The following is a 25,855-nucleotide window of genomic DNA, read 5'->3' on the forward strand; positions in this document are numbered from 1 at the left end:
CACTTAGATCTTAGCGACCTATACATAGATATACTTTTCCCCCTTTCAGTACCGCGTATCGTGTAGTAACGACAGGCGCATTCACGAGCCAGACCACATGACGCAAAACACCCCGATGCGCACTGCAACCACCATTGCCATCGTCGATGATGACGATTCCGTCCGCGGTGCCCTGGAAAGCCTGGTGCGATCCAGTGGCTACAAAACCCGAACCTATTGCAGCGCCGTGGAGTTCCTCGACGCCAACGCCACCACTGAAACAGATTGCCTGGTTTCCGACATCCAGATGCCGGGGATGAGCGGCGTGGAGATGCTTGAGCGTCTCATCGCGACGGGTTACCACATCCCTACAATTTTAATCACTGCCTACCCAGGAGCGGCTCCGCCCCTGGGCTCCCATTCCCCAGAGCTGATTGCCTGCCTGCCCAAACCCTGCGACGCCGACAGGTTACTCAACTGCATCGAAGCCGCCCTCCTCCAGCGTCACTGAAACACGTGCATCAATGACTGTGCGCTTTGGCATAGCGCGCCAGTATGATCTTGATACCCACCAGCATCGGCGCAGCCACGACAAACAGCAGTGCCACGTAGGAAAATGCCGTATCAAAGGCAATCACCGCGGCTTGCCTTGACACCACCTTCTCCAGCAGGCTGGTTGCCGCACGCCCGGCGGCCGCTGGATCCATGCCCTTGCCGGCCAGCATCGCCGTGGTGTTGGTCAGCCGCTCAATGAGCGCGTGCCCACCCGGGGTGACGTTGGCGCCAAGGACGACGCCGTTACTGGCGACGTGGTGCTCGATCAAGGTTTGCAGCCCGGCGACGCCCATCAGGCCGCCCAATTGCCGCCCGGTATTGAATAGGCCGATGCCACAGGCAAGGTTGCGACTGTTGAGGTCGCTGAAGGCGATCAACGTGATCGACAGGAACAGAAAGCCCAACCCCAGGCCACGCAACAGAATGGCCGTCATCATGTCGTCGGCACCGCTCTCGCTGGTGGAACCGGAAAGCATCCACATGCTTGCCATGATCAGCAGGATGCCTAAGGGCACGGTCGCAACGGGTGGAACGTCGCGGAATGTGAAGAGCCAGGCTGCAATCAACAGCGAGCCGATGAAAAAACCACCGCTGGGCAGCAACAGCAGACCGGCATCGGTGGGGGTGAAAGCGAGTACCGATAAAGCGAACGCCGGAATCAGGAAAGCGCTGCCGAACAATGCGGCGCCGGCGACGAAACTGACTATAAAGGCAAAGCTGAAATCACTGGATTTGAACACCGTGAAGTCGAACAGCCCACGCTCCCCGGCCAGGATCTGTTGACCTAGAAAAGCCAGCAGAGCGGTGGTGCCGAGCATGGTCAGCAGCAGAATGCGCGGTTCTTCGAACCAGTCCCAGCGACTGCCCTGACTGAGCACGTAGGTAAAACAGAACAACGAGGCAGAGACCAATAACACACCAGGCCAGTCGAAGGGCCGTGATCGGGTATTGGCGGGCACGGGATGGTCGGCGAGGAGCAATAGTCCGGTCGCGGCCAGCGCCAGCGGCACAACGCTGAAGAAAATCCAGGTCCATGCCTGGCTGTCGATCAACCACCCTTGCAGAGCTGGCGCGAGGGTGGCGGACGCAACCACTGCGCCCATCGCAAACAAGGCTTGCAGGAACGGTTGCAGCGAGCGCGAATACGCGCGGAAAATGATCACCTGCCCCGCCACCAACAGTGCACCTCCCGCGAAGCCCTGGATGATGCGCAGCGCGATCAGCAGGTCCAGCCGTGCGGTGATGGCAGCCACGCAGCACGCCACTCCCATGGCCAGGGTGGCGCCGATGAGCACATTTCGCGCCGTGAAACGCTGCATCATCCAAGGGGCGGTCATGAATCCGATGAGCTTGAGCGCCACATAGCCGACATCCAGCCAGGCGAACTCATCAGGCGTGGCATAGGTGTCGCCAATGATGTCGCTGCGCCCCAACGCCAGAACGGTACTGGCAATCGCTTCGGTCAATGTTGCCAGCACAATGCCCAACATGAGCAACGCACCGGTCCGGGTTCTGTACCGGGCAGGCGTGTTCATGAGCCAGCCCCTTGCGTCACCTCCACCCGCGCCGACAGTCCGGGCACGATGCGTCCCGGCAATGGATTCTTGGCCAGGCGGATCTTCACCGGAACGCGCTGTACTACGCGCACAAAGTTGCCGGTCGCGTTGTCTGGCGGCAGCAAGCTGAACGCTGCACCACTGCCCGGTGCAAAACTATCAACCACGCCGTCCAGCGCCGTATCGCGATAGCCATCGACCGTGATCCGTACGGGCTGGCCAGGCTGGATGTGTGCGAGTTGGGTTTCCTTGAAGTTGGCCACGACCCACACATCGTTGACCGGTACGATATCTAGCAAGGAAACCCCCGGTGTAGCGAACCGCCCGACACGCACCTGGCGGTTACCGACGACACCATCCACGGGTGCATGCACCACGGTGTGGTCTAGATCGATCTGCGCGAGATCACGGGCGGCTTGCGCTTGCGAAACAGCGGCCACGGCTGCCTCTCTTTGCGCCACGAAAACCGCAATCCGTTGCTGTTGCGCCTCGACCGTTGCCGAAGCAGCCGAGACTGAGGCTGCGGCTCTGGATTGCGCGGTGCCTGTTTCATCGACCAAAGCCTGGCTGACCGCGTTGCTGACGATCAGTTTGCGGCTGCGATCATGGGTTTTATTGGCCAGGTTCATCTCAGCAGAGGCCGAGCGTTTTTGCGCTTGCGCCTGCCTGATCAGCGCATTTTGCAGCTGAATCTGTGCATCGACATGGTTCAGGCGCGCCTGCGCAGCGTTGAGATTGGCCACGGCTTGGGCAAGTTTGGCCCGATAGTCGCGATCATCGATGCGGAACAACACATCGCCGGCCCGGACGGCCTGGTTGTCTTCGACCTCCAGCGCCGTGACATAACCCGCGACCTTGGCGGCAAGCGAAGTGACGTCGCCGCGGACATAGGCGTTATCGGTGGAGGTCACGCCGCTGGAAAAAGCCATTGCGCCCCAGGCCGCGACAACCGCCACCGCGCTCGCGCACAGCACCAGGCCAAGGGTTTTGCGTTTGCTGCGTCGCATTGCCACGACCGGGCCTGTGGCGCCAGCACCGGTGGCAATGGCGGCTTTGTCCTGGAGCGATTTCATTTTGCGTTCCTGTTCAGTACCCAGCGCTGCAGCGGATAAGGGCGGCAGTAACCTGCCACCCGGTTGTCGAGTGTCCGGCTCACTTTTTGATCGGTGTCACCAGCGGCATATCACCGCTGTCGACCACGAACACCGCCAACAGGCGCGCAGGTTCGGTGTCGCTGGCGTTGGCGCTGACTTCGTGCACGGAACCCGGCTCTTCTACGAAATTTTCGCCGACACGGTAGATCTTTTCAGGCTCGCCTTTGATCTTGATGCGGAACGAGCCCTCGAGGACCGTGGCATAGATGAATGCGGTTTTCGGATGGGTGTGGGCTGGCGATGCGGCGCCTGGCCCATACTCGACCATCACACCTTTCATGCTCTTGCCGGGGATGTTGGGAATGGGACGGTCGAACACGACGGTCACCTTGCCGGGGGGTGGCTCAGCGGCCGAAACCGACGCTGCACCGATCGACAGCGTTGCAAAGACAGCGGCTAACAGCAGACGAGTAACCATGGTGATTGCTCCTTCGTGGATGCGAAAGTGATGATGCGCAGGGTTATCGGGTCGAGGACTGAGCGAGCCAGTCTTCGAAGCGGATGGCGCCCAGGCGTGCGTTCTTGCCGGCGGTCAGCGATTGGTCGTCGAGCACGGAGCCGAAGTAACGTGCGTTCACGTCCGCAACGACCTTGCGGTTGTCCTGGGTGGCCCGCAGGAAGCGCCTGACCAGTTCGTCGATCGGCAAGGCTTCGGGACCTGCGACTTCGACCGTGCCATTGACCGGTGCCGCCAGCACTACATCGGCCAGCGCCGCCACGACGTCATCAGACGCCATTGGCTGAATCAGCGCCGGCGAAGCGTAAATCGCGTCACCGACGGCGAACGATTGGGCAATGCCGCCGATGAACTCGAAGAACTGCGTGGCCCGCAGCAGCGTGTAAGGAATGCCGGACGCCTTGATCAGTTTTTCTTGCGCGACCTTGGCCCGGAAGTAACCGTTATCGGGCAACCGATCAGTGCCGACAATCGACAACGCGACATGATGGCGAACCCCGGCAGCCGCTTCGGCGGCCAGCAGGTTGCGGCTCGAGGTCTCGAAGAAATCGAGAACGGCCTGGTCTTCCCACGACGGCGCGTTCGCCACGTCCACCACGACATCAGCACCATCCATCGCTTCGGCCAGACCTTCGCGGGTGATGCTGTTCACGCCTGTGCTCGGGCTGGCGGCGAGCACGTCATGCCCGCGTTCCTGAAGGATGTTCACAAGTTTCGATCCGATGAGGCCGGAGCCTCCGATGACGACGATCTTCATGGGTTTTCTCCATTTGTCGACTGCAACCGTTGCGTCGGTGTGGAACAAGAATGCCTGGGCATCCGGACCGAGTCCTTGCGCCGGCCTTGGCTTTGTCTTGGCGAATCCTTGGATTTATGTCCAAAGCGGCTGTCCAACCGCCCGGATCGCAGACGGTGCAGCGGCTTTTGAGCTGCCGTATCATTAACGTTCAATCGACAATCGCCTGGGACACGGAGTCGAAGGCGCTGCGCCAGGGGAAGCTCACGTTGCAGTTCGCATTTGATGATTTCGTGCTCAATCAGGATCGCCGGGAACTGACTTTGCGCGGGCAGGCCGTCGCTGTCGGCCCGCAGGTCTTCGACCTGTTGCTGCTGTTGGTCAGCAACCCCGATCGCGTGGTCAGCAAGGACGAGTTGCTCGAAGGGGTGTGGAGCGGGCGGATCGTTTCGGAGTCGACGATCACCAGCCACATCAACGCGGTGCGCAAGGCTATCGGCGATACCGGCGAAGAACAGCGTCTGGTGCGCACGATTGCCCGCAAGGGTTACCGTTTCGTCGGACAGGTCAGGGTCGACGACAGCGGACAAGCGCCACCAGCCGACCTTGATCGACAGCCCGTGCCCCCCAGGCAAGCATCCCCTGCTGTTCTCGCCCTGCCGGACAAACCCTCGATTACGGTCCTGCCTTTCCATAACCTGAGCGGCGATCCGGAGCAGGAATACTTCGCTGACGGCGTCGTGGAAGACATCATCGCCGCGCTGTCGCGTATCCGCTGGCTGTTCGTCATCGCGCGCAACTCCAGCTTCACCTACAAGGGCCGGTCAGTGGACGCTCAGGGTGTAGGCCAGGAATTGGGAGTGCGTTATGTGCTTGAAGGCAGCGTGCGCAAATGCGCAAACAAGGTGCGCATCACCGGACAGCTGATCGACGCGACAAGCGGGACGCATATCTGGGCGGAGCGCTTCGAAGGTTTGCTCGACGACATCTTCGAGTTGCAGGATCGCATCACCGAAAGCGTGGTCGGCGCCATCGCGCCGCAACTGGAACAGGCAGAAATCGAGCGCGCCAAACGCAAGCCGACGGAAAGCCTGGGCGCCTACGATTACTATTTGCGCGCCATGGCCAATCTGCACAGCGGCAGCCGCGAAGCCATCGAGCAGGCGTTGCCGATGTTCTACACAGCGATCGAGCTCGACCCGGAATTTTCCTCGGCCTATGGCATGGCCGCCTGGTGCCACTTCTGGCGCAAGCTCAATGGCTGGATGGCCGATCGACCTGGCGAGATCGCCGAGGGCATACGCCTGGCGCGCCTGGCGGTGGCTTTGGGCCGCGATGATGCGGTTGCATTGACCCGTGGCGGCCATGCACTGGCCCATCTCGCGGGTGAAGTGGACAGCGGCATCGCCCTGCTGGACAGGGCCAGGCTGCTCAATCCCAATCTGGCACCCGCCTGGTACCTGGGCGGCATCCTGCGCGCATTGCACGGTGAAACAGACATGGCCATCAAGGATTTGAGCCATGCCGTGCGCTTGAGTCCGCTGGATCCGGAAATGTTCAGAATGCAAGTCGGGATGGCGCTCGCGAATTTCTTCGCCGGTCAATTCGATGCCGCCGCCCACTGGGCGGAAAAGGCACTGGGCAACCTGCCCAGCCTGCTTCCCGCCGCGGCGTTGCTGGCGGCCAGCCATGCCTTCGGCGACCGGATGGATAAGGCGACACTGGCGATGCAACGCCTGCGTGAGCAGGACCCAACGTTGCGCCTGTGCAACCTCCAGGACTGGCTGCCGATCCAGCGGCCTGTGGATCTCGCGCTGTTCGCCGACGGACTGCGGTTGGCGGGCATGCCGGAGTGACAGACAGCCCTTAGGCCGCTGGTCGCATGCCACTTGATCTATAGATTCATAATGCCTAGTTTTGTGTCTATGGATTCAAACAGGTAACGAACATGGCCGTCGCCGCGCAAGCGCAATCGTTCAGCAAAAACCAGTGCGTCACCGGGCTGCGTGCCGCCGTGAGCATTTTGGAAAAATGGCACGCCGGCAGCGAGCAGGCGTGTCACATTCTGCGCATTTCCCGCAGCACCTACACCCGCGCACGGCAGCGTGACCCTGACTGGTCAGTGGCGCTGGATGCAGACCAGATGCAGCGCATCAGTTTTGTGCTGAACATTCACGCCACCCTGCGCCTGGTGTTCGATAACCCCGAGAACGTCTACGGTTTCCCGTCGATGGCCAATGACAACGAGTTTTTCAATGGCCGCAGCCCGCTGGAGATCATGGCCCAGGGCGACATGATTTCGTTGTACGAAACCTTCCGGCGCATTGATGTGCTGCGTGGCGCGCAGTGGTGAAGGTGGCTGAGCTGCCGGTGTTTGCCGGCAAGCCGTTGCAGGCGTATCGGCTGGTCAACTCGAAGTTTCCGCCGATTGCCTTGTTCGAAGACGTGGCTGACGCAGACGAGTTCGACGTGCTGTTCGAGATTCAGGCGCTGACCAATCCACGGCTGAAGAATGAAGTGGGCCAGCTGGAGTTGATTCCACGACGGGAAATTCCGTTCGGCATCCCTGGATGTTCCTACGCGACGGCGCCTTTTACCCACGTCAACCCCGCCGGTTCGCGGTTTAGCGATGGCAGTTTCGGGGTGCTGTACCTGGCAGACTCGATGGAAACCGCACTGGCCGAGGTGCGGCATCACCAGAGCCTGTACTGGTCGAAGGTGCCAAGTCTGAACTATGAGCGCTTTGTGTTTCGCGGGCTGACCTGCACCTTTGTCGATGCGGGGATGAAGGACGCTGCCGCCCTGCCGACCAACGATCCGATCTATGCACCGGACGATTACAGCCATTCCCGGGTGCTGGGCCGGGACATCAAGAAGGCTCGCTGCCCCGGGCTGCGCTACCACTCTGTGCGTCTGCCGGGCAGTTTTTGCTGGGCATTGATGACGCCCAAACCTGTGTCGTCGATCATCCAGACTGCCCATTACGAGATGGTCTGGAACGGCCAGATCACCAGCGTCAGCCAGATCAGCGAGGCTTGAGCCGGGCGGACATGCAACTGTCACCGTTCTGTAACCTTGTGAAGGTCATACTCTGGCCATACACCGCGTGCTTTTTTTCTGCTGCCTTTCGAGGCGGCTTTTTTTTGCCTGTCGATCGGACAATTCAGTGACAGCAGCGCTGACCGACCCGGCAAAAACAGGATGCCGATATCTCCACATCGGCACGGGCCATGGCCAGGTCCAGGCGAATTTTTGCAGCCGCCGCTTCTGCTTCGCGGCCCAGCCGCGTCAGGCACTCGACGTAACCATGCAGGCTCCAGACATTGTCCAGATGCCAGGTTGCCCGGCTGAGTGTGTTATCCAGTCCCAGATCGGCGCGATAGGCCTGCAAGGCTTCTTCTACCCTGCCTTGCTCAAGCAACAGGGCGCCAAGCGCGTGGCGTACCGGTTGCATCCAGCCCCAAGGCTCGTCGTACGGCAAGTGATCGTCCAGCGCTTGTGCCTCGCGCAGGTGGGCGAAGGCCTCGTCCACATGACCTTTGCGGTACTCGATTTCCCCGCGCAACATGCCCCCGGCCACGGCCAGGATGTCGTTGCAGGTGTTGTTGAACAGGTAGCGGGTGTCCGGCACCCGTGCCCAGGCTTCGAGGAAGTGCTGCTGTTCGGCTTCAGCGGCAGCGACCTGCCCGCACGCCGCGTGCGCCACGCCTTTGGCGTAATGCAGCATGGCGGTGGTCACGCAGTACAACGCCGGATCGTGGGGTAACGGCGTTGCGAGAATGTCCTGCCATTTGCCGAAGCGGATCTGCACGTGCAGCTTCATCGAAACGAAGCCTTCCAGCCAGTCGGCCATGGGCGGTTGCTCAACGCGCAGCAGTTCTTCCTTGATCGTCGCGCTCATCTGTTCGGCAGCGTCCAGCGCCGGTTGATACTGGCCGAGAAACATCGCTGCATAGAGTTTGAAGTGGTAGTTGTGGCATCGGTACAGGGTGTAGAAATTGAGCGGGCCTTCTTGCGCCAGGTATTGGCTGTCGACCTCGATCGCGCGGCTGTTGGTGATCATCGCGCCACGGTAATCGCCGCACAGCACGTCGATGTGCGACGGCATGTGGCGCAAATGACCGGCGTCCGGCACCAGGTCCCGCAGCATGTCGCCGGCGCGCAGTGCCCGTTCCGGGTACGGCGACATTTCCATGGTATGCACATACATATGCAGCACGCCGGGGTGCGGTGTCTCACCCTTCGGAGTCATGCGCTGCAGCGCCTGCTCCAGCACGGCCACAGTTTCCAGCGTGTCGGCGCCGGGGGCCGGAGTGCCGGTTTTCAGATCCCAGAGTTGCCAGGGCGTGCGGTCGATCAACGCTTCAGCGAACAGTGCCGTGACATCCGGATCGTCGGGAAAGGCTTGGTAGACCTCACGCATGGCGGCGGCGTAAGCATCGTTCCAGGTGAGGAGTTCGTCGAGGGTCGTGGCCTGCTCGGACTGATAGCGTTGCTGCAGTGCGCGAATCAGCGCCTGTTCCACCGCCGTTGCGCCGTCCAGGTGCACCAATGCAATTTGCGTCGCCAACCGGGCCTGGGCCACGGCCTCCTTGAGTTCCTGCTCGATGAAAGCATCCCAACGCTTGTTGTAGTTGGGGCCGCAGGCATAGGCGATCCCCCAGTAAGCCATCGCACATTCGCGGTCATGTTCGAGGGCTTTGTGAAAGCAGCGGATGGCCTCGTCGTGGTTGTAGCCGTAGCACCACATCAGGCCGCGGTCGAACCAGAGCTGGGCTTGTGGCGAACTCGTTGTCACCGGGCGGCTGTAGGTGCCCAAATCGTAGTAGTCATGCATCGGTTTACCCTCCCGATCAGAGCGTGAAACCCGCGAAGAAACAGGATACCCCCACGCTTGTGCCCAGGCAGTGCAGCCGACGACAGGTCAGGCCGCATCATCACGCCCACGGGAGGTAGCTCGTTCGCTCTATCAATGCCGTCGATGTCCACCATCACTTCAATGAAGTTCTCTTAAAAACTGCGCGGCGTAACATCAGCTCCATACCAACCAACAACACCCCGGAGCACACGATCATGAAACGCCAAACCATCCTCAGCATCGCTTTCTCGGTTTTCGCAGTTAACGCATTTGCCGCGACTTCTGTTCAACCCGTCGTCGCTGAAGGCGGCTCGGATCGACTGATCGAAAGCCGTGTGGCTGAAGGGGGTTCGGATCGTTTGATCCAGAATCGTGTCGCTGAAGGCGGCTCTGATCGCCTGATCGAAAACCGCGTCGCTGCCGATGGTTCGGATCGTTTGAAAAGTAACGAAGTAGCCGCCGATGGCTCCGACCGCCTGAAAGGTAACGAAGTAGCCGCTGATGGCTCCGACCGCCTGCAAGGCAATACCGTTGCATAATCAATCGCAACATCGCGGTACCCAGCAAAAAGCCCGGCCTGATCAGCCGGGCTTTTTCGTGTGCGGCATCATGCGACCGATGGGAACTTCTTGCGGTACGCCGCCGGCAACAAGCCCACGTGCTGGCGCAAGAGCCTGCGGAACGAGTTTCCATCTTCGTAGCCCACGGCGTAGGTGATGCTGTCCAGGATCATGCGGGTGGATTCCAGCAACTGGGTGGTGATGCGCGGCCTGTTCCGTGCAGCGAAAGGTACGGTGCCACCCGGCGAATTTGCCCGCGAACTGGGGTTGTCGGAACAGTCGATGCAAATGCCTTCGTGGCTGACGGAGTGGTCACAAAGTAGCGACGACATGAGCCTGCATCTGCGGGACGAAGAGGCACCGCGGGCTCGACAGGCACAGGCCGTAGAATGACAGTCGCGGGGGTGCACTTTATCCTGTCGCTCCATCCACTGCCCGGAGACACCTGTGCCCCCCTTGACTGCCCGCGAGGTTTACCAGCAATTGCGCGACGCCGCCCTGGGCCTGCGCTCGCTCCAGCGTCTTGATGAACAATCTGAGCCTGGCATGGTGCAGGTCGATATCGATGGCTGGCGTTTGCGCCTTGATATCGACGCTGGTCGCCTGCGCCACTGCCTCGGCTGCCAGAGTGCGGACGGGCGGATTTTCGATGGAGGGCAACGTTTCGGCACCGATCCGGTGAGCTTGCTCAGCACCTGGGAACTGGCGCAGATCGAGCAGTTATTGGCTGCGGCTGTAACAGATTGATTACACCATTGAGCTTCGTACCAACGTCTGTGCTGTGATACATAAGACCTGATGCGCATCCCATGCCCAAGAGGTTTGCTTATGTTCCACTGCCCACGCTTGCCGCAACTGCTGAGCGGCGCCCTGCTCGGCTTGGTCGCCGCAGCTGCTCACGCTGCCCCTTCCCCTGCCCCCGATGCCCTGCAACCGTTACTGGCAACCATCAATGAGCGCCTGAATATTGCCGATCAGGTGGCGCTGACCAAGTGGGACAGTGGCAAGCCAATCCAGGATACAGCCCGCGAAGCGCAAGTCATTGCCAACGCCCGCAAGCAGGCGGTTCAGCAAAAACTTGACCCGGACGAAGCGGCCGAATTGGTTGCGGCGCAGATCGAAGCCAACAAACTGGTGCAGTATGGGCTGCTCGCTGTCTGGCAAGCCGCCCGCAAGGCACCCGACGTGCCACGGCCCGACCTGAGTCAAATCCGGCCAAAACTGGATATGCTGCAAGTCCGCCTGTTGCAGCAATACGCCGATTTCATGCCCTATCGCGTCGACCCGGAATGCCCTAACTGGCTGGCCGAACATCGCGCCAGCCTGATCAAGGATGCCCTGCATGGCCAGGCATTGATCCGCGCAACCGGTGAATTGTGCGTGACGGATCAATGACCGCATCCATTGACTGCGTCGATAGTCACCATTGATTCAATGAAGTTCTCTTGAAAACTGCGCGGCGTAAGATTGGCTCCATACCAACCAACAACACCCCGGAGCACACGATCATGAAACGCCAAACCATCCTCAGCATCGCTTTCTCGGTTTTCGCAATCAACGCATTTGCCGCGACCTCTGTTCAACCTGTAGTCGCTGAAGGCGGCTCGGATCGACTGATTGAAAATCGTGTGGCTGAAGGGGGTTCGGATCGTCTGATCCAGAATCGTGTCGCAGAAGGCGGTTCCGATCGCCTGATCGAAAACCGCGTCGCCGCCGATGGTTCCGATCGCCTGCAAGGCAACACCGTCGCTGCCGATGGCTCCGACCGCCTGCAAGGCAACACCGTCGCCGCCGATGGCTCCGACCGCCTGCAAGGCAACACCGTCGCCGCCGATGGCTCCGACCGCCTGCAAGGCAACACCGTCGCTGCAGATGGTTCCGACCGCCTGAATGGCAACACCGTCGCCTAAATAAATAGCTACACCGCAACAGCCAAAAAAGCCCGGCCTGATCAGCCGGGCTTTTTCGTGCACGTTGAAAAAGGGACTTTCGCCCATGGCAATCTCCTGCACGAGATCGAGCCCCATCCCATACAAAACAAGGATCAGGCTGATATTCAAAACGAGCGGTAACCGTTGAAATATCGGTTTGGGAACTCAGCCGGGAGACACGCTTTCAACCACCCATCATGCTGCAGTTGACCCTGAACCCCCTGCTCAACCAGAATGCCGGAGGTAGCGCTGATGTAGCTACAAATTAATAATGAGGTCACTGCCATGGGTGCATTACTGAAAACGACTGACGTGCGTTGCCGTATTGATGAGGATTTGAAAGCACGAGCTACCGAAGTTTTGAGTGCGTGCGGCTTGAGCATCAGTGACGCCATGCGTCTTTTTCTTCGTCAGGTTGTCGCGACTCAGGGACTACCGTTTGAAGTTCGCGTCCCTTCCGAGAAAACGGCTCGCGCCATGATGGAAGCACGCGAAATTCGTCAGCGGTTCGACTCGATAGACGAAATGCTGAGGGATGTTGATGGCGAAACCGGAGAAAAAACAAAAACGCGCTGAACTGCCAAAGCAGTGTGCACAGACCTCGGAGTTCAAGAAGTCGTGGGAACGCTACAAGCGTGCCGGCCGACGCAATATGAATGAGGTTCGTCAGGTAATGGTCATGCTTTTCTTGGGAGAGCCGTTACCAGCAAACTACCTTGATCACGCGTTCTCGGGAGATTGGAGCGGTTTTCGAGAATGCCATATGGGTGGTGACTTCTTGCTGATCTATCAGCACACACGCCCCGACCTGCTCACATTTGTCGACCTCGGCAGTCACTCCGAACTGTTCAAATAACGCCGAACACCAGCAAAAAACACCAAGCCTCGATTGATTCGGGGCTTTTTCGTGGGCGGTTTTTAAGCGAACCTATGCCTCCTTTCTGCGGATCTCTCCCATGAGCAAGACCGAAGCGCTGGCCAAAATCATGCTCGGCCCCGTGTTGCTGATGCAGGGTGCGTACACGCGGCGGGTTACGCCGAAACTGCCCGAAGCCGAGGGGGAGCGCCAGGGTATGGCGGGCAGTGGAGAGATCCTGCGCCTGTTGATACTGGGCGACAGTGCCGCCGCGGGTGTCGGGGCGTCGACCCAGGCCGAGGCCTTGAGCGGGCAACTGGTCAGTCGCTTGGCCAGGGATTACCAGGTGAGATGGAGCCTCTGGGCACGTTCGGGTCTGGACTCGCAGGCGTTACTTGAAATGCTTGAGCAGCAGCCACCGCAGGTCTTTGATGTAGTGCTGCTGTCGATTGGGGTCAACGATGTCACCAGTACACTGACGGTTGATCAGTGGATCGCCCGGCAACAACAGTTATTGGCTGTGCTGCGCGGCCGATTCGCAGCCAGGCAGATCGTGATGTCCCCTGTCCCGCCCATGCATCTGTTTCCTGCGCTGCCGCAACCGCTGCGCTGGTATCTGGGCAATCGGGCGGCGCGTTTCAATACACGCCTGGCGCAACTGGCAAGCCGCGAAGATCACTGTACGATGCTGACAACCGACCTGGCCCCCGTGGCCGGTTCGATGGCGCGGGACGGTTTTCATCCGGGGCCGGCCATCTACAGCCTCTGGGCAGATGACGCCGCGCAGGTCATTGCCCGCCAACTGGGTAAACCCGCATCAGGCAAGCTTTGAACAACAACAAAAAAACAGGAGTTGAATATGTCTGAACTGCAACTGCACCCCAAAGCCGCGGAGTCCTTGAGCCTGTGGCACGCGATGATCCGCACTGGCGATTTGAAGTCCTTGCCGACGTTGCTGGATCCGCAAGCGGTGTTCCGTTCACCGATGGCGCACACACCGTATCCGGGCGCGCCGGTGGTATCGATGATCCTCAACACGGTGTCCCAGGTGTTCGAAGACTTTACCTATCACCGTGAACTGGCGACCGCCGACGGCTTGAATGTCATCCTCGAGTTCAGCGCCAGGGTCGGCGAGAAACAGCTCAAGGGCATCGACATGATCCGCTTCAACGAGCAGGGGAAAATCGTCGATTTCGAAGTGATGGTTCGTCCGCTCAGCGGCTTGCAGGCACTGGGTGAAGAAATGGGCCGACGCCTCGGTGCCTATCTGGCCGCCAGCAAGGCCTGATCGCTGCGCAACGCCGGTCGGGCCTTGGGCACCACCTGCAACTCGACCGGCTCACAGAGAAACGCACTGCAGCGCGAACGTAACCAGCGCTGGCCTGAATCCGCGTGCGCTGCTGCGCGCCAGACCATCGACAACTCATGTACCGGCAGGTGCAGCGGTGCCGGCTCAGCCCGCATGCCCGCCACCGATGCCATCGCCTTGGCCACGTAATCCGGCACGATGGCCAGCATGTCGCTTTGCGCCAGCAACCCCGGCAACGCACTGAACTGTGCAACGGTCAACACCACCTTGCGCTGTCGGCCCAGCAGGCTCAGGGCGTGGTCGGTATCATCCGTGGCATTGCCCATGGACGACACCACGACATGCGGGCGCCGACAGAACTCGTCCAGGGCCAACGGTCCAGGCCGAGTGTCAAAACGCAGCAGCGTCGGGCGAATCTGCCGCAGCCCCTTGCGTCGCGCACTGGCCGGCAGGTCGAGGGTATGGCTGATGCCCATGGAGATGTCGCCGTTCACCAGCCTCTGCGACATCTGCTGTTGATCGACCCGAAGCATGATCAATTTGATGTTCGGTGCCTCGATACGCAGCTGGCGCAACAGCCGTGGCAGCAACGCATATTCGACATCGTCGGACAGTCCGATGTGAAACGTCGTATCGCTGGTGCGTGGATCGAACGACTGGCAACGGCTCAACGCAGCGGCGATGCCGTCCAGCGCCGGCGCCAGGTTGGCAAAGATTTCCTCGGCCCGCGCAGTCGGCTCCATCACCCGCCCGCAACGAATGAACAGCGGGTCATCGAACAACACGCGCAAACGGCCCAGGGCACCGCTGATGGTGGGTTGCCCAAGGAAAAGCTTTTCGCCGACGCGACTGACATTTCGCTCATGCATCATCGTTTCGAAAACCACCAGCAGGTTGATGTCGGCACGACGCAGGTCATTTCTGTTCATGAGGTTCGCTACCCGGCACACGGCCATTGAGTTCGGGAAGGTGCCTGTACAGGTTATGAGTGTGGTGGCGGAACGTCTGTCGTACATGGGGACAAAACGATCATGCATTAGGTGAGTGTGCTGATACTTCGGTATAGCGCCCTGTAAAAAGCGCATTTAAATGAATGACTTGCCTATGCCCAATATAAGCGCCACATGACGCCGTGGCAGGTTTCACGGGTTTTTTGTCCTAACGTGTGGCACGCCCGTGCTTCTAGGATACTGAACCGATTCTCCGCCCCAGCCCGAACAAGAAACCGAGGCGCGCATGATCGAAACGCCCACACAAAAGCCTGCCCCTGAGCGCACGCCGCCCTTTGCAAAAGGAACCTGCAGCAAGATGCTGTTCAACACAGGCCAAAGGACCTCTCGTCTCTTGCTCGGTCTCAGTCTCAAGCCGCTGGAAGCACCCCTGGTGTGGCTGATGGGGTTGATCGTGGCGTCCTGCATATTGATCAACACCGAAACCCGCACCGACCTGACCACCACCACGCTGTATATCGCGCTGTTGTTGATGGCGATCAACCTGCTGTCGATCAGCGCAGTGATCGTTGTTGCGTTGTTTTGCATGTTGGTGCTGACGACGATGTGCTTGTATCAGGGCGGGTTCCAACACTGGGAAACCGTCACTGATTTGCTGCACAGCCTGGCTGTACTGGCGGCCATTGTCTATCTGGCGCTTCGCAGCAAACGGGTCTCCGACAACCTGCGTCACAAGGAAGTCTATATGGTCGGTGCCCAGCGCCTGACCCAGACCGCTTGCTTTGGCTTTCGCGCCGACCTCGGCAGAATGGGCTGGTCGGAACAGGCGGCCCGGATCCTCGAATACCCAACGGGCACACCGCCCTCGGTGGCGTTGTTCCTGGAGCGAACCCACCCCGATGACCTGCCGCTGGTACTGGCCGGTTTCGACAAGGCTGCGCGTCATGAAACCCTGATCGAGGTCAAACACCGCCTGCTGATGCCCGATGGTCGAATCAAGCATCTGCATTTGTTCGCCACCCCGCTCTTCACCCGAAAAGGCTGTTTCGAGTATCTGGGCGCGCTGATGGACGTGACTGCCAGCAAACAAGCCGAAGAGGCGCTGTGCCGCGCCCAGACCGAATTGGCGCACGTCACCCGCGTGACCACCCTGGGCGAATTGGCGGCGTCCATTGCCCATGAAGTCAATCAGCCGTTGGCGGCGATCACCAGCAGTGCCGAGGCCTGCCGCAATTGGCTGAGCCGGCCGCACCCCGATGTACTCGAAGCGCGTCAGTCACTCGAACGCATCATCGCCAGTTCGAGCCGCGCGAGTGAAATCACCCGTCGGGTCAGGGCGCTGTCGCGCAAGTGCGACCCGTTGCGGCAGAACGAATCACTCAACGACATCGTCAGCGAAACCCTGAGCCTGGTGCGCTGCGAACTGGCGCATCACAAGATCAATCCGAAAATCGAACTGAACGCATTCGGCGGCCAGGTCAGTGCCGACCGCGTGCAGCTGCAGCAAGTCATCATCAACCTGATCATCAACGCCTGCCAGGCCATGGAGGCAGTCAGTCCTTGCGAACGGGTGCTTTGCATCCGCACCTGGGTCAAACACAACGAAGTGTTGCTGGAAGTAGCCGATCAAGGCCCGGGCATACCTGCCGACATCTTGCCGCAGTTGTTCACGCCCTTCTTCACCACCAAGGCAAACGGCCTGGGCATGGGCCTTGCCATTTGCCGTTCGATCATCGATTTCCACGAAGGGCGAATCTGGGCCACCAGCGCAACCGGCCAGGGCAGTTCGTTCCTGTTTGCCCTGCCGATACGCGTCGCCAACGATCAGGGTTTCGCTGCGGCCATTTAATACACAGGTATGAGTGCCGTCTGTCGGACTGACAATTAATGTAGCGTCCCTCGCCAGGAACACAGCCCCGGCGGTTGCGCGTCCACCCCTTGGGAATCAGCAATGAACGAACAACATCCACTCAACAAAATTACCCCAAACGAGTCCATGGTTTTCATCGTTGACGACGATGCGCCGCTGCGCGAATCCCTCGGCAGTCTGTTGCGATCGATCGGCCTGCGGGTCGCGTTGTTCGGTTCGGTTGCCGAGTTCATGAAGTACCAGCGACCGGACACGGTCAGTTGCCTGGTGCTGGACGTAAGGTTACAAGGCAGCAGTGGCCTGGACTTTCAAAACGAACTGGCCACTGCCGGCATCAACGTGCCCATTGTGTTCATCACCGGCCATGGCGATATCGCCATGACGGTGCGCGCGATGAAAGCCGGCGCGGTGGATTTTCTGACCAAGCCGTTTCGCGAGCAGGATCTGATCGACGCCGTGTGCGCCGCACACAGCCGGGATAAACAACGTCGCGAGTCCGAGCGCCATGCCGATGAACTACGGGCGCGCCACCAAACCCTCACCGCCCGGGAACAAACGGTTATGGCGCTGGCCGCCTCGGGCTTGATGAACAAACAGATTGCCGGGGAAATCGGCTTGAGCGAAATCACCGTGAAGATCCATCGCGGCCAGGCCATGCGCAAAATGGGTGCGCGGTCCTTTGCCGATCTGGTGCGCATGTCCGAGGTGATCTCGGCCCAGCCCGCAATCAGGTGACTATACCCACGTATGCTGTGCGTCCTTTCGGGACAGCGTATCTTGCAGTGATGGCGCAGAGCCTTTTCAGTGTTCTGCGTTACCAGGCAGGACACCACTATGTGTAATGAGGCAATGATTGCCGTTGTCGATAACGATGAATCCGTTCGAATGGCATTAGACAGTTTATTGCGATCCAGTGGTTATCGGGTTCGTACGTACGGGGGAGCAAAGGAGTTTCTTTTTTCCGAGGATCTTTTAGTGACGTTCTGTTTGATCTCCGACATACAAATGCCGGAAATGGACGGCATCAGCATGTATGAGCAACTGGCGGCCCGAGGCATCCATATACCGGTGATTTTCATAACGGGAAACCCTTATGCACAGCGGCCTCCCGGCCTCGGCGCGAAGAAACCGATTGCCTTTTTCCCCAAGCCTTTTTCCACCGACAAGTTGCTCGCCTGTATCGAAACAGTCCTCAACCGACGCAACTAACTTCAGCCGGTTAATACCTTGGTATAGCCCACTCATACTTACTCATACTCGCGCTGACCCAATGTAGCAGTGTCAGATTCAAACCGCTCGAATACCATCTGCTGCAGATCAAGCCGAACCGTCTGCGCCGCGTTTTTTTTACCACTACGCGAATGATTGGCCACAGCGGTAGTGCTTACATCGCAACAACTTTCTCCCTCGATTGTTCTTCAGGAGCAAAACAATGAAACAGCAAATTTTGATTATCGGTGCAGGTTTCGGTGGTGTATGGAGCGCATTGAGCGCTGCCCGTCTGCTGGACAAGCACGATCGAAATGACATCGAAATCACCGTGCTGGCTCCTCAAGCTGAACTGCGGATCCGCCCGCGCTTCTACGAGCCCGATGTACACACCATGAAAGCACCGCTGAACGATCTGTTCGATGCCGTGGGCGTGAAATTCGTTCAGGGTTCGGCCGAGGTGATCGACGAGAAAAACAAACAGGTTGGCTACACCAACGTCGCCGGTGTCCAGGGCAAGTTGAGCTACGACCGCCTGGTGCTGGCTGCCGGCAGCAAGCTGATGCGTCCGCCGCTCGAAGGCCTGGAGCATGCGTTCGATGTCGATGAAATCGAATCCGCCACCGAACTGGAAGCGCACATCAAGGCGCTGAAAAACCAGCCGGCCAGTGCTGCGCGCAATACCGTAGTGGTGATCGGCGGTGGTTTCACCGGTATCGAAACCGCCACTGAAATGCCGGCGCGCCTGCGTGCCGCGCTGGGTGATGACGCCGACATCCGTGTGGTCGTTCTCGAACGCGCCCCGCAAATCGGTGCCGCTCTTGGCGACGGCATTCGCCCATCCATCGTCGAGGCGTCGGAACATCTGGGCATCGAATGGCTGGTCGGCGCCACCACGGCCTCGGTCGATGCAAACGGTGTGACCCTCACCGATGGCCGTCGCATCGAGTCCAACACAGTGATCTGGACCGTGGGTTTCCGCGCCCACTCGCTGACCGAGCAAGTGCAAGGCACCCGCGATCATCAGGGTCGTCTGCATGTGGATCAGAACCTGAAAGTGCGCGGGCACGCCGATGTCTTCGCCAGTGGTGACGTGGCCTATGCCGCCACCGATGATCAGGGCAATTTCGCCGCCATGTCCTGCCAGCACGCGATTGCTTTGGGTCGCTACGCCGGAAACAACGTCGCCGCCGAACTGCTGGGCGTGGAACCGATGGCCTACAGCCAACCCAAGTACGTCACTTGCCTGGACCTGGGCACCTGGGGTGCGGTGTTCACCGAGGGCTGGGATCGCCAGGTGAAATTGGTGAAACAGGAAGCCAAGGAACTCAAGACCCAGATCAACTCCGTGTGGATCTACCCGCCAGCGGCAGATCGTGCCACCGCGCTGGCCGCGGCTGATCCATTGATTCCAGTGGCCTGACACCAAGCCGCAGGTGATCGATATGTATGCTTTTTTCGAAGATCCGTATCGGGTACTGAGGCTGTCCCATGTACTGCTGATCGGTGGGTTGTTCGCGCTGCTCATCGGCGCCGTTCTGGCTTACGGCTATGACGCGTATCTGTCACTGCCCGGCCTGGTGATGGCCCATGCCTTGACGATACTCGGTCCGACAGCCATCAAGCTGGGTTATGTCATGCGCTTGCTGTCTTTCAATCGGCTGCGACAAAACCCGCTGACAACGCTGCAGGGTTTCACCGGGTGAAGTGAAGTTAAACGCCCGTATCCCGGCCAGCCCACTCCTTGCTGGACCGGGACATTTCCCAAGCGCCCGCCACTGGTTTTTCTGGCGGGCGTTTTTTATCACGTCAGCTCTACCGCAATTCCCGATGAACATTTGCTCCAAAGGACAACTGAACAGCCCATTTCAGTAGTGCTTTTGCACAACAACACCAACGCCCCTCACTAAGAGTTTGCCCGGCATCACCGATGCCCTGCGAGTTGCCGTTCGATAGCAAAAACCCGGAAGAACAAATGTCTATCATTAAACGTTGCAAGAAACTTTTTTTTTCAGATGCCTTGGCCTGGCTGGCTGCCATTGCGGTCGGCAGCATGATCTTTATTACCAACTCTTACCTTGAGCTGGATGTTGCGCCGACACTGTTCTACATCACGCTGGTGTTCATGTCGGCGAACTTCTTTCCTGTTCCGGTTTTCCTCGCCGTCGCTTTCGGTTGCGTAGCCATCCTGAGCGCCACCTTCGTCGTCGAAGAAGGCTACCGCGATCACCGGATGATCGCCGGGTTCGTGCGCTGCCTGATCGCACTGACCACCATCACCTTGCTGGCGCTGCGCAGCAAGCGCGCGACCGAGACGTTGCGTCGCAAAGAAGCGTTCTTTCTGGGTGCAGAAAAACTCAGTCACACCGGCAGTGTCGGTTTTGCCATCGATGACGAGGTGATCGTGTCGTGGTCGGACGAAGCCTCGCGCATTTTCGAGTACCCACTGGGCGAAACGCCAACGCTGGCGATGGCCCGCGAGCGCACACATCCTGATGACCTGGCGATTTTCGACAGTGTCCTGGAACAGGCTGCCCGCCAGAAAAGCCTGATTGAAGTGGAGCACCGGCTGGTCATGCCCGATGGCCGGATCAAGCATGTGCAGATGATCGCCAACCCACTGTTCAAGCATGGCAGGCGCATTGAGTACGTCGGTGCCTTGATGGATGTGACCGGGTCAAGACACTCCGAAGAAGCGCTGTTGCACACCCAGGCCAAACTCGCTCACGTGACGCGGGTGACCTCCATGGGTGAATTGGCCGCGTCCATTGCCCATGAAATCAACCAACCGCTGGCGGCGGTGATCACCAGCGGTGAATCCTGCAAGCGCTGGATCAACCGCCCCGAGCCGAACCTCGAAGAAGCTCGCCGCTCACTGGACCGGATCATTCAGAATTCAGCCAGGGTGTCCGATGTCATCACCTGCATTCGGGCGCTGTCGCGCCAGAGTGAAGTGCAGCGCCAGACCGAAGTGTTCGACGAAATCGTCAGTGACTCACTGACGCTCATGCAACATGACATCTGCAATCATCAGGTTCGTCCACTCGCACAGCTGGGTGCCCCCGGCGCGCACATCCACGGTGACCGGATACAACTGCAGCAAGTGATCATCAATCTGATCATCAATGCCTGCCAGGCCATGGCCAATGTGCATGACCGGGCACGAACGCTGCGGATTCAAACGTCGGTCCAGGATAACGAAGCGCTGCTTGAAATCGCCGATTCCGGCACCGGCATTGCCGAAGACATTCTGCCATCGCTGTTCGATCCGTTCTTCACCACCAAACCCACCGGCCTGGGGATGGGCCTCTCGATTTGCCGCTCGATCATTGAATTTCATGGTGGGCGCATCTGGGTGTCCAGCGAAGTGGGAGTGGGCACGCAGTTTCTGTTTGCGATTCCGCTGACGTCCCCGAATCACGATGAATAACCTTCATCCACACATGCCGCCATGCGGCGCTTTGGAGAACTCGCTGTGTCTATCAATGAAACAAGCTCGCATCCTGATCATGCCCAACCGCGCACCATCGTGTTCGTGGCCTACCCGCAAATGGGTCTGCTGGACCTGACTGGTGCCCAGACCGTGTTCTGGGTGGCCAACAAAGCCATGACTGAACGCGGGCTCCCCGGCTATGCGCTGCATACCGCCAGCCTCACCGGTGGCGAAATCCAGTCGGCCGAAGGCCTGGTGGTGCAAAGCCGGAAGCTGAGCGAGTTTGACGATAACCCGGTCGATACCCTGATCGTCCCCGGCTCCCCGAGCATTCGCCAGATCCTTGCCGAAAGTACGGCGCTGGTGGACTGGCTGCGCCAGGCTTCAGCCACGGCCACGCGCACGGCGTCGGTGTGCAGCGGCACATTCTTGCTGGCCCAGGCCGGTTTGCTCGATGGCCGGCGGGCCGCGACCCATTGGGTGATGGCCGAATGGTTCGAGCGCCTGTTCCCCCAGGTCGAACTGGATCAGGAAGCGATCTTCGTGCAGCAACAGTCGGTGTGGACCTCCGCCGGCATCAGTGCCGGGATCGATCTGGCCTTGGCGCTCGTGGAGGCTGACGGGGGGCGCGAAGTCGCGATGCAGGTCGCCCGACACATGGTGGTGTATTACCGCCGACCAGACAATCAGGAGCACTGGGGCGCATTGCTGCAATCGCAATTCCAATGCTGACGCCCATACCCAGGTATGACGACTGTAGCCCCATGTGCTACGCCACTGTCTTGAGGTAGGAGTGTTGTCAGGCGTGTATCGATTTACGCTGGGCACCTTGAATGAATCAACTCATCGCGCCGACGCGCTGACCCGGGGACGGTTGTCATGAACGCACTGCAAAAGCTGTACATCGTCAGTCATCCGCTGCGCATCAGTCGCTATGGTGCGCATACGTCGCTGTCCACTTGCGAGCGTGTGGAGATCATCGACGCGTTGACGCAAACCCTCAACACCACGCTGGGCATTCTTGCGCAGCTCAAACGGGGTCAGCAGACAGTACGAAACGTCAGCTTCCTGCCGGTGCAACAGCTGTTCCATCGCTTGGTACGCGTCAACGCCGATTACGCCGAATTCCTTGCCGACGGCATCACCGACCTCGGCGGATACGTTGAAACCGCGGCGCTCTACAGCCTGAATGACTGTCGTGAATCACAGTGTTTTGCCGACTGCCTGACCGGGATTTGTCAGGGTACGCGCCGCCTGCGAGCCTTTGATGCCTTGCTGCGCGACTGCTGCGACAGCGCTATCGAAAACAAGGACACCGCCAGCAAACGATTCTTTGAAGAGTGCGCACGGCACAACGCGCGTTTCCTGTCGCTGCTCGAGGACAACCTGGCCCGGGAACAGCCGTACTGAGAACGCTGCTTTATTTATCTAAAATCAACCAACAAACATACCCAAGTATACTATTCCGCTTTTTTTGAGCGCGTATCTTGCAAGTATGGCGGGCGCCACTTAGCGCCACTCGCAATGACGCAAGGTTTCCACATGTTCAACTCAGCTATTATTTCAGTTGTTGATGATGACGAACTAATTCTTATCTCGCTGGACAGTTTATTGCGTTCTTACGGTTACACGGTAAACACCTACAACAGCGCCTACGCGTTTCTTGAATCCAGCGGCCCCGAGCAGACCGACTGCCTGATCTCCGACATTCAGATGCCCGGTATGTGCGGGGTACAGCTGTACGAAACGCTGGCGGCCCGAAACACCCATATCCCAACGCTTTTCATTACCGGAAAGCCTGGCCTGCCACCGCAGTTCAGCGCCAGCGTGCGAAAACCCGAAGGATATTTTGCCAAGCCTTTCAATACCGATGCATTGCTGGCGTGTATCGACAGGGTGCTTAAGCGCCAGGTTCGATGCTGACCGCCTGGCCAATAATTCTTAACACCTTGGTATAACAAACTCAGACTCAAGCAGGCACTTTTTTGCCGTTTGCAAAGCTGCGCTGCAACACCGAAACAAATAACATTTTCATTATCAGTTTCTGTTTAGTTAAAACTTTGATTCTTCCTGCCCAACTAAAACCTCAACGTGAAGAACCGTGACATGCCAAAAAACAAACTGACCTCGATCAACGGCGCTCCCGTCGTCGACAACTTCAATATCCAGACCGCCGGCCCTCGCGGCCCAGCGTTGCTGCAGGACGTCTGGCTGTTGGAAAAACTCGCCCACTTCGACCGCGAAGTCATTCCCGAGCGACGTATGCACGCCAAAGGTTCCGGCGCCTACGGCACCTTCACCGTAACCCACGACATCACGCGCTACACCAAGGCCCGCCTGTTTTCGCAGGTGGGCAAACAAACGCCGATCTTTACCCGCTTCTCGACGGTTGCCGGTGAGCGCGGCGCGGCGGATGCCGAACGCGACATTCGTGGTTTTGCCCTGAAGTTCTACACCGACCAAGGCAACTGGGATTTGGTCGGCAACAACACCCCGGTGTTTTTCTTTCGCGACCCATTGCGCTTCCCGGACCTCAACCACGCGGTCAAGCGCGACCCGCGCACCGGCATGCGCAATGCGCAAAGCAACTGGGATTTCTGGACGTCATTGCCCGAAGCCTTGCATCAGGTGACCATCGTCATGAGCCAGCGTGGCATTCCGCGCAGCTACCGGCACATGCATGGTTTCGGCAGCCATACGTTCAGCCTGATCAACGCCAACAACGAACGGCATTGGGTCAAGTTCACCTTCAAATCCCAACAAGGCATCGACAATCTGAGTGACGAACAGGCTCAGGACCTGATCGGCCGCGACCGCGAAAGCCACCACCGGGATCTGTTCGACAGCATCGAAGCGGGCGACTTTCCACGCTGGACGTTCTACATCCAGGTCATGACCGAGGACCAGGCCCATGATCACGGCGTCAACCCGTTCGACCTGACCAAGGTCTGGCCGCACAAAGACTACCCGTTGATCGAGGTGGGTTACTTCGAGCTCAACCGCAACCCGGAAAACGTCTTCGCCGAAGTCGAACAAGCCGCGTTCTCGCCGTCGAACGTCGTACCCGGCATCGGCTTCTCACCCGACCGGATGCTGCAAGCGCGGTTGTTTGCCTACGGCGATGCCGCGCGTTATCGCCTGGGGGTCAATCACCACCAGATCCCGGTCAACGCCGCCCGTTGCCCGGTGCACAGCTTTCATCGCGACGGCGCCATGCGCGTGGACGGTAACTACGGCGGTCAATTGGCGTACGTACCCAACAGCGATGGTCAATGGGCCGATCAACCGGACTGGCGCGAACCGCCGCTGAAGATTTCCGGCGCTGCCGGGCATTGGGATCATCGCGTGGACGAAGATCACTTCGAACAGCCCGGCAACCTGTTCCGTCTGATGTCCGAGTCGGAGAAACAAGCGCTGTTCGACAACACCGCGCGCTCGCTCAGTGGCGTCTCTCAGGAAGTGCAGCAACGGCATATCGCCCATTGCACCCTGGCCGATCCGTTTTATGGCGCCGGGGTTTCCCGAGCATTGGCCGAACTCGACCGGTAAAGCCCAGACCCTGCAGGAGCGAGCCTGCTCGCGATTGCGGAGTGTCAGTCACTTTAAAGGTGACTGGTACACGGCAATCGAGAGCAGGCTCGCTCCTGCAGGTTTATCGCTACAGTTGAAGATATCGACCCAGAGACCGGGCTTCGGCGTGTACGCAAACGGAGCGTTGATGGCATCATCCCCCGTCAGATCGACAGAGGAAGCGTCCTGATGCACTCCAAATCAATGCCGGCGTGCGCCGATGTGCGCCCGTGCCAGCCGCCCGGAATCACCCAATGACGGCCATCGTTCGGCCAAGGCCGATGCTGATTTCCCTGGGACTGTTATTGCTGCTGGTGTTCTGGTTGTCGCTGGCCCTCGGGCCGGTCAGCCTGCCGTTGGGCGATACCTTGCTTGCCGGCCTGCGTCTGCTTGGCCTGCCAGTGAATGGCGATGACACGCAACAGGCGCAGCTGATCCTCGGTCAGATCCGCCTGCCACGCAGCTTGCTCGGCATCGCGGTCGGTTCGGTACTGGCGTTGTCGGGCGTGGCGATGCAGGGGTTGTTCCGCAACCCATTGGCGGACCCGGGCCTGGTGGGAGTGTCTGGCGGTGCGGCGCTCGGCGCGGCTTTCGCCATCGTTGGTGGCAGCATGCTGGGTGGTTTGTCGCCGGCCATCGAACCGTATCTGCTGTCGATATGCGCTTTCGCCGGTGGCTTGATCGTTACGGCGGTGGTGTATCGCTTCGGCCGCAGCAATGGCCAGACCAACGTCGCCACCATGTTGTTGGCGGGGGTGGCGATGACCGCCATGGCCGGTGCAGGTGTCGGTTTGTTCACTTACCTGGCCGACGACGCCACGCTGCGCACCCTGACCTTCTGGAACCTGGGCAGCCTCAACGGCGCCAGTTAC

At 59.4% G+C, this 25,855-nt stretch carries 28 protein-coding genes and 3 pseudogenes; 24 read left to right on the forward strand and 7 right to left on the reverse strand.

The annotated features are described in order from the left end of the window. Positions 1-97 precede the first annotated feature (97 nt). Positions 98-490, forward strand: coding sequence for a response regulator (locus D8U18_RS15860; RefSeq protein WP_130905076.1), 393 nt, complete (start codon positions 98-100; stop codon positions 488-490). A gap of 10 nt (positions 491-500) precedes the next feature. Here the strand turns inward: D8U18_RS15860 and D8U18_RS15865 are convergent, their stop codons facing one another. From D8U18_RS15865 to D8U18_RS15880, 4 genes are all read right to left on the reverse strand, one after another. Beyond that, positions 501-2,069, reverse strand: coding sequence for an MFS transporter (locus tag D8U18_RS15865; protein WP_131107968.1), 1,569 nt, complete (start codon positions 2,067-2,069; stop codon positions 501-503). After that, the gene (locus D8U18_RS15870; RefSeq protein ID WP_056856809.1) at positions 2,066-3,163 is read right to left on the reverse strand and encodes an HlyD family secretion protein; all 1,098 of its coding nucleotides are present in this window, start codon (positions 3,161-3,163) and stop codon (positions 2,066-2,068) included. The genes D8U18_RS15865 and D8U18_RS15870 overlap by 4 nt, the downstream gene beginning before the upstream one ends. Positions 3,164-3,242: 79 nt before the next feature. Next, complete coding sequence (locus tag D8U18_RS15875) at positions 3,243-3,662, reverse strand: cupin domain-containing protein (RefSeq protein ID WP_056856810.1); 420 nt, start codon at positions 3,660-3,662, stop codon at positions 3,243-3,245. A 43-nt stretch (positions 3,663-3,705) separates the two neighbouring features. Further along, positions 3,706-4,458 carry an SDR family oxidoreductase gene (locus D8U18_RS15880; RefSeq protein ID WP_131107969.1) on the reverse strand — a complete coding sequence of 251 codons (753 nt, stop codon included), beginning with the start codon at positions 4,456-4,458 and terminating at the stop codon, positions 3,706-3,708. A gap of 248 nt (positions 4,459-4,706) precedes the next feature. Here D8U18_RS15880 and D8U18_RS15885 point away from each other — a divergent pair, with 248 nt between their 5' ends. From D8U18_RS15885 to D8U18_RS15895, 3 genes are all read left to right on the forward strand, one after another. Further along, the gene (locus tag D8U18_RS15885; RefSeq protein WP_131107970.1) at positions 4,707-6,293 is read left to right on the forward strand and encodes a winged helix-turn-helix domain-containing protein; all 1,587 of its coding nucleotides are present in this window, start codon (positions 4,707-4,709) and stop codon (positions 6,291-6,293) included. Between the two features lie 92 nt (positions 6,294-6,385). Further along, positions 6,386-6,790 carry an antitoxin Xre-like helix-turn-helix domain-containing protein gene (locus tag D8U18_RS15890; RefSeq protein WP_131107971.1) on the forward strand — a complete coding sequence of 135 codons (405 nt, stop codon included), beginning with the start codon at positions 6,386-6,388 and terminating at the stop codon, positions 6,788-6,790. Continuing rightward, entirely contained in the window at positions 6,784-7,476 is a 693-nt protein-coding gene (locus D8U18_RS15895; RefSeq protein ID WP_131107972.1) for an RES family NAD+ phosphorylase, read from the forward strand. Before D8U18_RS15890 ends, D8U18_RS15895 begins: the two co-directional genes overlap by 7 nt. A 124-nt stretch (positions 7,477-7,600) precedes the next feature. Here the strand turns inward: D8U18_RS15895 and D8U18_RS15900 are convergent, their stop codons facing one another. Then, a complete protein-coding gene (locus D8U18_RS15900; protein ID WP_131107973.1) occupies positions 7,601-9,274 on the reverse strand; it encodes a tetratricopeptide repeat protein in 1,674 nt (557 codons plus the stop codon). 236 nt (positions 9,275-9,510) lie between these two features. Here D8U18_RS15900 and D8U18_RS15905 point away from each other — a divergent pair, with 236 nt between their 5' ends. Further along, entirely contained in the window at positions 9,511-9,834 is a 324-nt protein-coding gene (locus tag D8U18_RS15905) for a hypothetical protein (RefSeq protein ID WP_131107974.1), read from the forward strand. A 68-nt stretch (positions 9,835-9,902) separates the two neighbouring features. Here the strand turns inward: D8U18_RS15905 and D8U18_RS15910 are convergent. After that, a pseudogene (locus D8U18_RS15910) lies at positions 9,903-10,049 on the reverse strand (helix-turn-helix domain-containing protein); the annotation flags it as partial. Between the two features lies 1 nt (position 10,050). Between D8U18_RS15910 and D8U18_RS15915 the strand changes: the two are divergent. The 8 genes and pseudogenes from D8U18_RS15915 to D8U18_RS15950 all read left to right on the forward strand — a co-directional run. Then, positions 10,051-10,248: pseudogene (locus D8U18_RS15915) on the forward strand (thioesterase); the annotation flags it as partial. Positions 10,249-10,302: 54 nt separating this feature from the next. After that, positions 10,303-10,602, forward strand: a complete 300-nt coding sequence (locus D8U18_RS15920) for a hypothetical protein (RefSeq protein WP_056856816.1) — start codon at positions 10,303-10,305, stop codon at positions 10,600-10,602. Positions 10,603-10,683: 81 nt separating this feature from the next. Then, positions 10,684-11,250 (forward strand): chorismate mutase, encoded by a 567-nt coding sequence (locus D8U18_RS15925; RefSeq protein ID WP_130906478.1) that lies wholly within the window; start codon positions 10,684-10,686, stop codon positions 11,248-11,250. Positions 11,251-11,363: 113 nt separating this feature from the next. Further along, positions 11,364-11,765, forward strand: coding sequence for a hypothetical protein (locus D8U18_RS29045; protein ID WP_131107975.1), 402 nt, complete (start codon positions 11,364-11,366; stop codon positions 11,763-11,765). Positions 11,766-12,071: 306 nt separating this feature from the next. Continuing rightward, positions 12,072-12,362: a type II toxin-antitoxin system RelB/DinJ family antitoxin gene (locus D8U18_RS15935; protein WP_056856819.1), complete on the forward strand. Its 291-nt coding sequence runs from the start codon at positions 12,072-12,074 to the stop codon at positions 12,360-12,362. Then, positions 12,328-12,642: a type II toxin-antitoxin system YafQ family toxin gene (locus D8U18_RS15940; protein WP_131107976.1), complete on the forward strand. Its 315-nt coding sequence runs from the start codon at positions 12,328-12,330 to the stop codon at positions 12,640-12,642. The genes D8U18_RS15935 and D8U18_RS15940 overlap by 35 nt, the downstream gene beginning before the upstream one ends. Before the next feature lie 100 nt (positions 12,643-12,742). Then, entirely contained in the window at positions 12,743-13,474 is a 732-nt protein-coding gene (locus D8U18_RS15945; RefSeq protein WP_131107977.1) for an SGNH/GDSL hydrolase family protein, read from the forward strand. 27 nt (positions 13,475-13,501) lie between these two features. Continuing rightward, entirely contained in the window at positions 13,502-13,930 is a 429-nt protein-coding gene (locus D8U18_RS15950; RefSeq protein ID WP_056856822.1) for a nuclear transport factor 2 family protein, read from the forward strand. Here D8U18_RS15950 and D8U18_RS15955 read toward each other — a convergent pair. Further along, positions 13,906-14,880: a LysR family transcriptional regulator gene (locus tag D8U18_RS15955; RefSeq protein WP_130905085.1), complete on the reverse strand. Its 975-nt coding sequence runs from the start codon at positions 14,878-14,880 to the stop codon at positions 13,906-13,908. The genes D8U18_RS15950 and D8U18_RS15955 overlap by 25 nt on opposite strands. A gap of 415 nt (positions 14,881-15,295) precedes the next feature. Between D8U18_RS15955 and D8U18_RS15960 the strand changes: the two genes are divergently transcribed. The 11 genes and pseudogenes from D8U18_RS15960 to D8U18_RS16010 all read left to right on the forward strand — a co-directional run. Beyond that, positions 15,296-16,750, forward strand: a complete 1,455-nt coding sequence (locus D8U18_RS15960) for an ATP-binding protein (protein WP_347237904.1) — start codon at positions 15,296-15,298, stop codon at positions 16,748-16,750. Positions 16,751-16,852: 102 nt separating this feature from the next. Further along, on the forward strand, positions 16,853-17,506 hold the full coding sequence (locus tag D8U18_RS15965; protein WP_056856825.1) for a response regulator: 654 nt from the start codon (positions 16,853-16,855) through the stop codon (positions 17,504-17,506). Between the two features lie 99 nt (positions 17,507-17,605). Continuing rightward, entirely contained in the window at positions 17,606-17,980 is a 375-nt protein-coding gene (locus tag D8U18_RS15970; RefSeq protein WP_056856826.1) for a response regulator, read from the forward strand. Between the two features lie 223 nt (positions 17,981-18,203). After that, a complete protein-coding gene (locus D8U18_RS15975) occupies positions 18,204-19,403 on the forward strand; it encodes an NAD(P)/FAD-dependent oxidoreductase (protein WP_130932000.1) in 1,200 nt (399 codons plus the stop codon). Between the two features lie 22 nt (positions 19,404-19,425). Continuing rightward, positions 19,426-19,686: a hypothetical protein gene (locus tag D8U18_RS15980; RefSeq protein WP_056856828.1), complete on the forward strand. Its 261-nt coding sequence runs from the start codon at positions 19,426-19,428 to the stop codon at positions 19,684-19,686. A 269-nt stretch (positions 19,687-19,955) separates the two neighbouring features. Beyond that, a complete protein-coding gene (locus tag D8U18_RS15985; RefSeq protein WP_056856918.1) occupies positions 19,956-21,410 on the forward strand; it encodes an ATP-binding protein in 1,455 nt (484 codons plus the stop codon). Positions 21,411-21,431: 21 nt separating this feature from the next. Continuing rightward, positions 21,432-22,133, forward strand: a pseudogene (locus D8U18_RS15990) (AraC family transcriptional regulator); the annotation flags it as partial. Between the two features lie 159 nt (positions 22,134-22,292). After that, positions 22,293-22,823, forward strand: a complete 531-nt coding sequence (locus D8U18_RS15995) for a hypothetical protein (RefSeq protein ID WP_131107978.1) — start codon at positions 22,293-22,295, stop codon at positions 22,821-22,823. A gap of 132 nt (positions 22,824-22,955) precedes the next feature. Then, complete coding sequence (locus D8U18_RS16000) at positions 22,956-23,336, forward strand: response regulator (protein WP_056856920.1); 381 nt, start codon at positions 22,956-22,958, stop codon at positions 23,334-23,336. 183 nt (positions 23,337-23,519) lie between these two features. Continuing rightward, a complete protein-coding gene (locus D8U18_RS16005) occupies positions 23,520-24,962 on the forward strand; it encodes a catalase (RefSeq protein ID WP_056856830.1) in 1,443 nt (480 codons plus the stop codon). Positions 24,963-25,291: 329 nt separating this feature from the next. Next, positions 25,292-25,855: iron chelate uptake ABC transporter family permease subunit (locus D8U18_RS16010; RefSeq protein ID WP_177435029.1), on the forward strand; the 564-nt coding region annotated here is incomplete at its 3' end.

This window comes from Pseudomonas sp. Sample_10, assembly GCF_004321495.1.
Classification (GTDB): domain Bacteria; phylum Pseudomonadota; class Gammaproteobacteria; order Pseudomonadales; family Pseudomonadaceae; genus Aquipseudomonas.

Bases quoted from the DNA above. Each gene is read 5' to 3' on its own strand.
- D8U18_RS15860 (WP_130905076.1), top strand. From the start codon at position 98: ATGACGCAAAACACCCCGATGCGCACTGCAACCACCATTGCCATCGTC.
- D8U18_RS15865 (WP_131107968.1), bottom strand. From the start codon at position 2,069: ATGAACACGCCTGCCCGGTACAGAACCCGGACCGGTGCGTTGCTCATG.
- D8U18_RS15870 (WP_056856809.1), bottom strand. From the start codon at position 3,163: ATGAAATCGCTCCAGGACAAAGCCGCCATTGCCACCGGTGCTGGCGCC.
- D8U18_RS15875 (WP_056856810.1), bottom strand. From the start codon at position 3,662: ATGGTTACTCGTCTGCTGTTAGCCGCTGTCTTTGCAACGCTGTCGATC.
- D8U18_RS15880 (WP_131107969.1), bottom strand. From the start codon at position 4,458: ATGAAGATCGTCGTCATCGGAGGCTCCGGCCTCATCGGATCGAAACTT.
- D8U18_RS15890 (WP_131107971.1), top strand. From the start codon at position 6,386: ATGGCCGTCGCCGCGCAAGCGCAATCGTTCAGCAAAAACCAGTGCGTC.
- D8U18_RS15900 (WP_131107973.1), bottom strand. From the start codon at position 9,274: ATGCATGACTACTACGATTTGGGCACCTACAGCCGCCCGGTGACAACG.
- D8U18_RS15905 (WP_131107974.1), top strand. From the start codon at position 9,511: ATGAAACGCCAAACCATCCTCAGCATCGCTTTCTCGGTTTTCGCAGTT.
- D8U18_RS15925 (WP_130906478.1), top strand. From the start codon at position 10,684: ATGTTCCACTGCCCACGCTTGCCGCAACTGCTGAGCGGCGCCCTGCTC.
- D8U18_RS29045 (WP_131107975.1), top strand. From the start codon at position 11,364: ATGAAACGCCAAACCATCCTCAGCATCGCTTTCTCGGTTTTCGCAATC.
- D8U18_RS15935 (WP_056856819.1), top strand. From the start codon at position 12,072: ATGGGTGCATTACTGAAAACGACTGACGTGCGTTGCCGTATTGATGAG.
- D8U18_RS15940 (WP_131107976.1), top strand. From the start codon at position 12,328: ATGGCGAAACCGGAGAAAAAACAAAAACGCGCTGAACTGCCAAAGCAG.
- D8U18_RS15945 (WP_131107977.1), top strand. From the start codon at position 12,743: ATGAGCAAGACCGAAGCGCTGGCCAAAATCATGCTCGGCCCCGTGTTG.
- D8U18_RS15950 (WP_056856822.1), top strand. From the start codon at position 13,502: ATGTCTGAACTGCAACTGCACCCCAAAGCCGCGGAGTCCTTGAGCCTG.
- D8U18_RS15955 (WP_130905085.1), bottom strand. From the start codon at position 14,880: ATGAACAGAAATGACCTGCGTCGTGCCGACATCAACCTGCTGGTGGTT.
- D8U18_RS15965 (WP_056856825.1), top strand. From the start codon at position 16,853: ATGAACGAACAACATCCACTCAACAAAATTACCCCAAACGAGTCCATG.
- D8U18_RS15970 (WP_056856826.1), top strand. From the start codon at position 17,606: ATGTGTAATGAGGCAATGATTGCCGTTGTCGATAACGATGAATCCGTT.
- D8U18_RS15975 (WP_130932000.1), top strand. From the start codon at position 18,204: ATGAAACAGCAAATTTTGATTATCGGTGCAGGTTTCGGTGGTGTATGG.
- D8U18_RS15980 (WP_056856828.1), top strand. From the start codon at position 19,426: ATGTATGCTTTTTTCGAAGATCCGTATCGGGTACTGAGGCTGTCCCAT.
- D8U18_RS15985 (WP_056856918.1), top strand. From the start codon at position 19,956: ATGTCTATCATTAAACGTTGCAAGAAACTTTTTTTTTCAGATGCCTTG.
- D8U18_RS15995 (WP_131107978.1), top strand. From the start codon at position 22,293: ATGAACGCACTGCAAAAGCTGTACATCGTCAGTCATCCGCTGCGCATC.
- D8U18_RS16000 (WP_056856920.1), top strand. From the start codon at position 22,956: ATGTTCAACTCAGCTATTATTTCAGTTGTTGATGATGACGAACTAATT.
- D8U18_RS16005 (WP_056856830.1), top strand. From the start codon at position 23,520: ATGCCAAAAAACAAACTGACCTCGATCAACGGCGCTCCCGTCGTCGAC.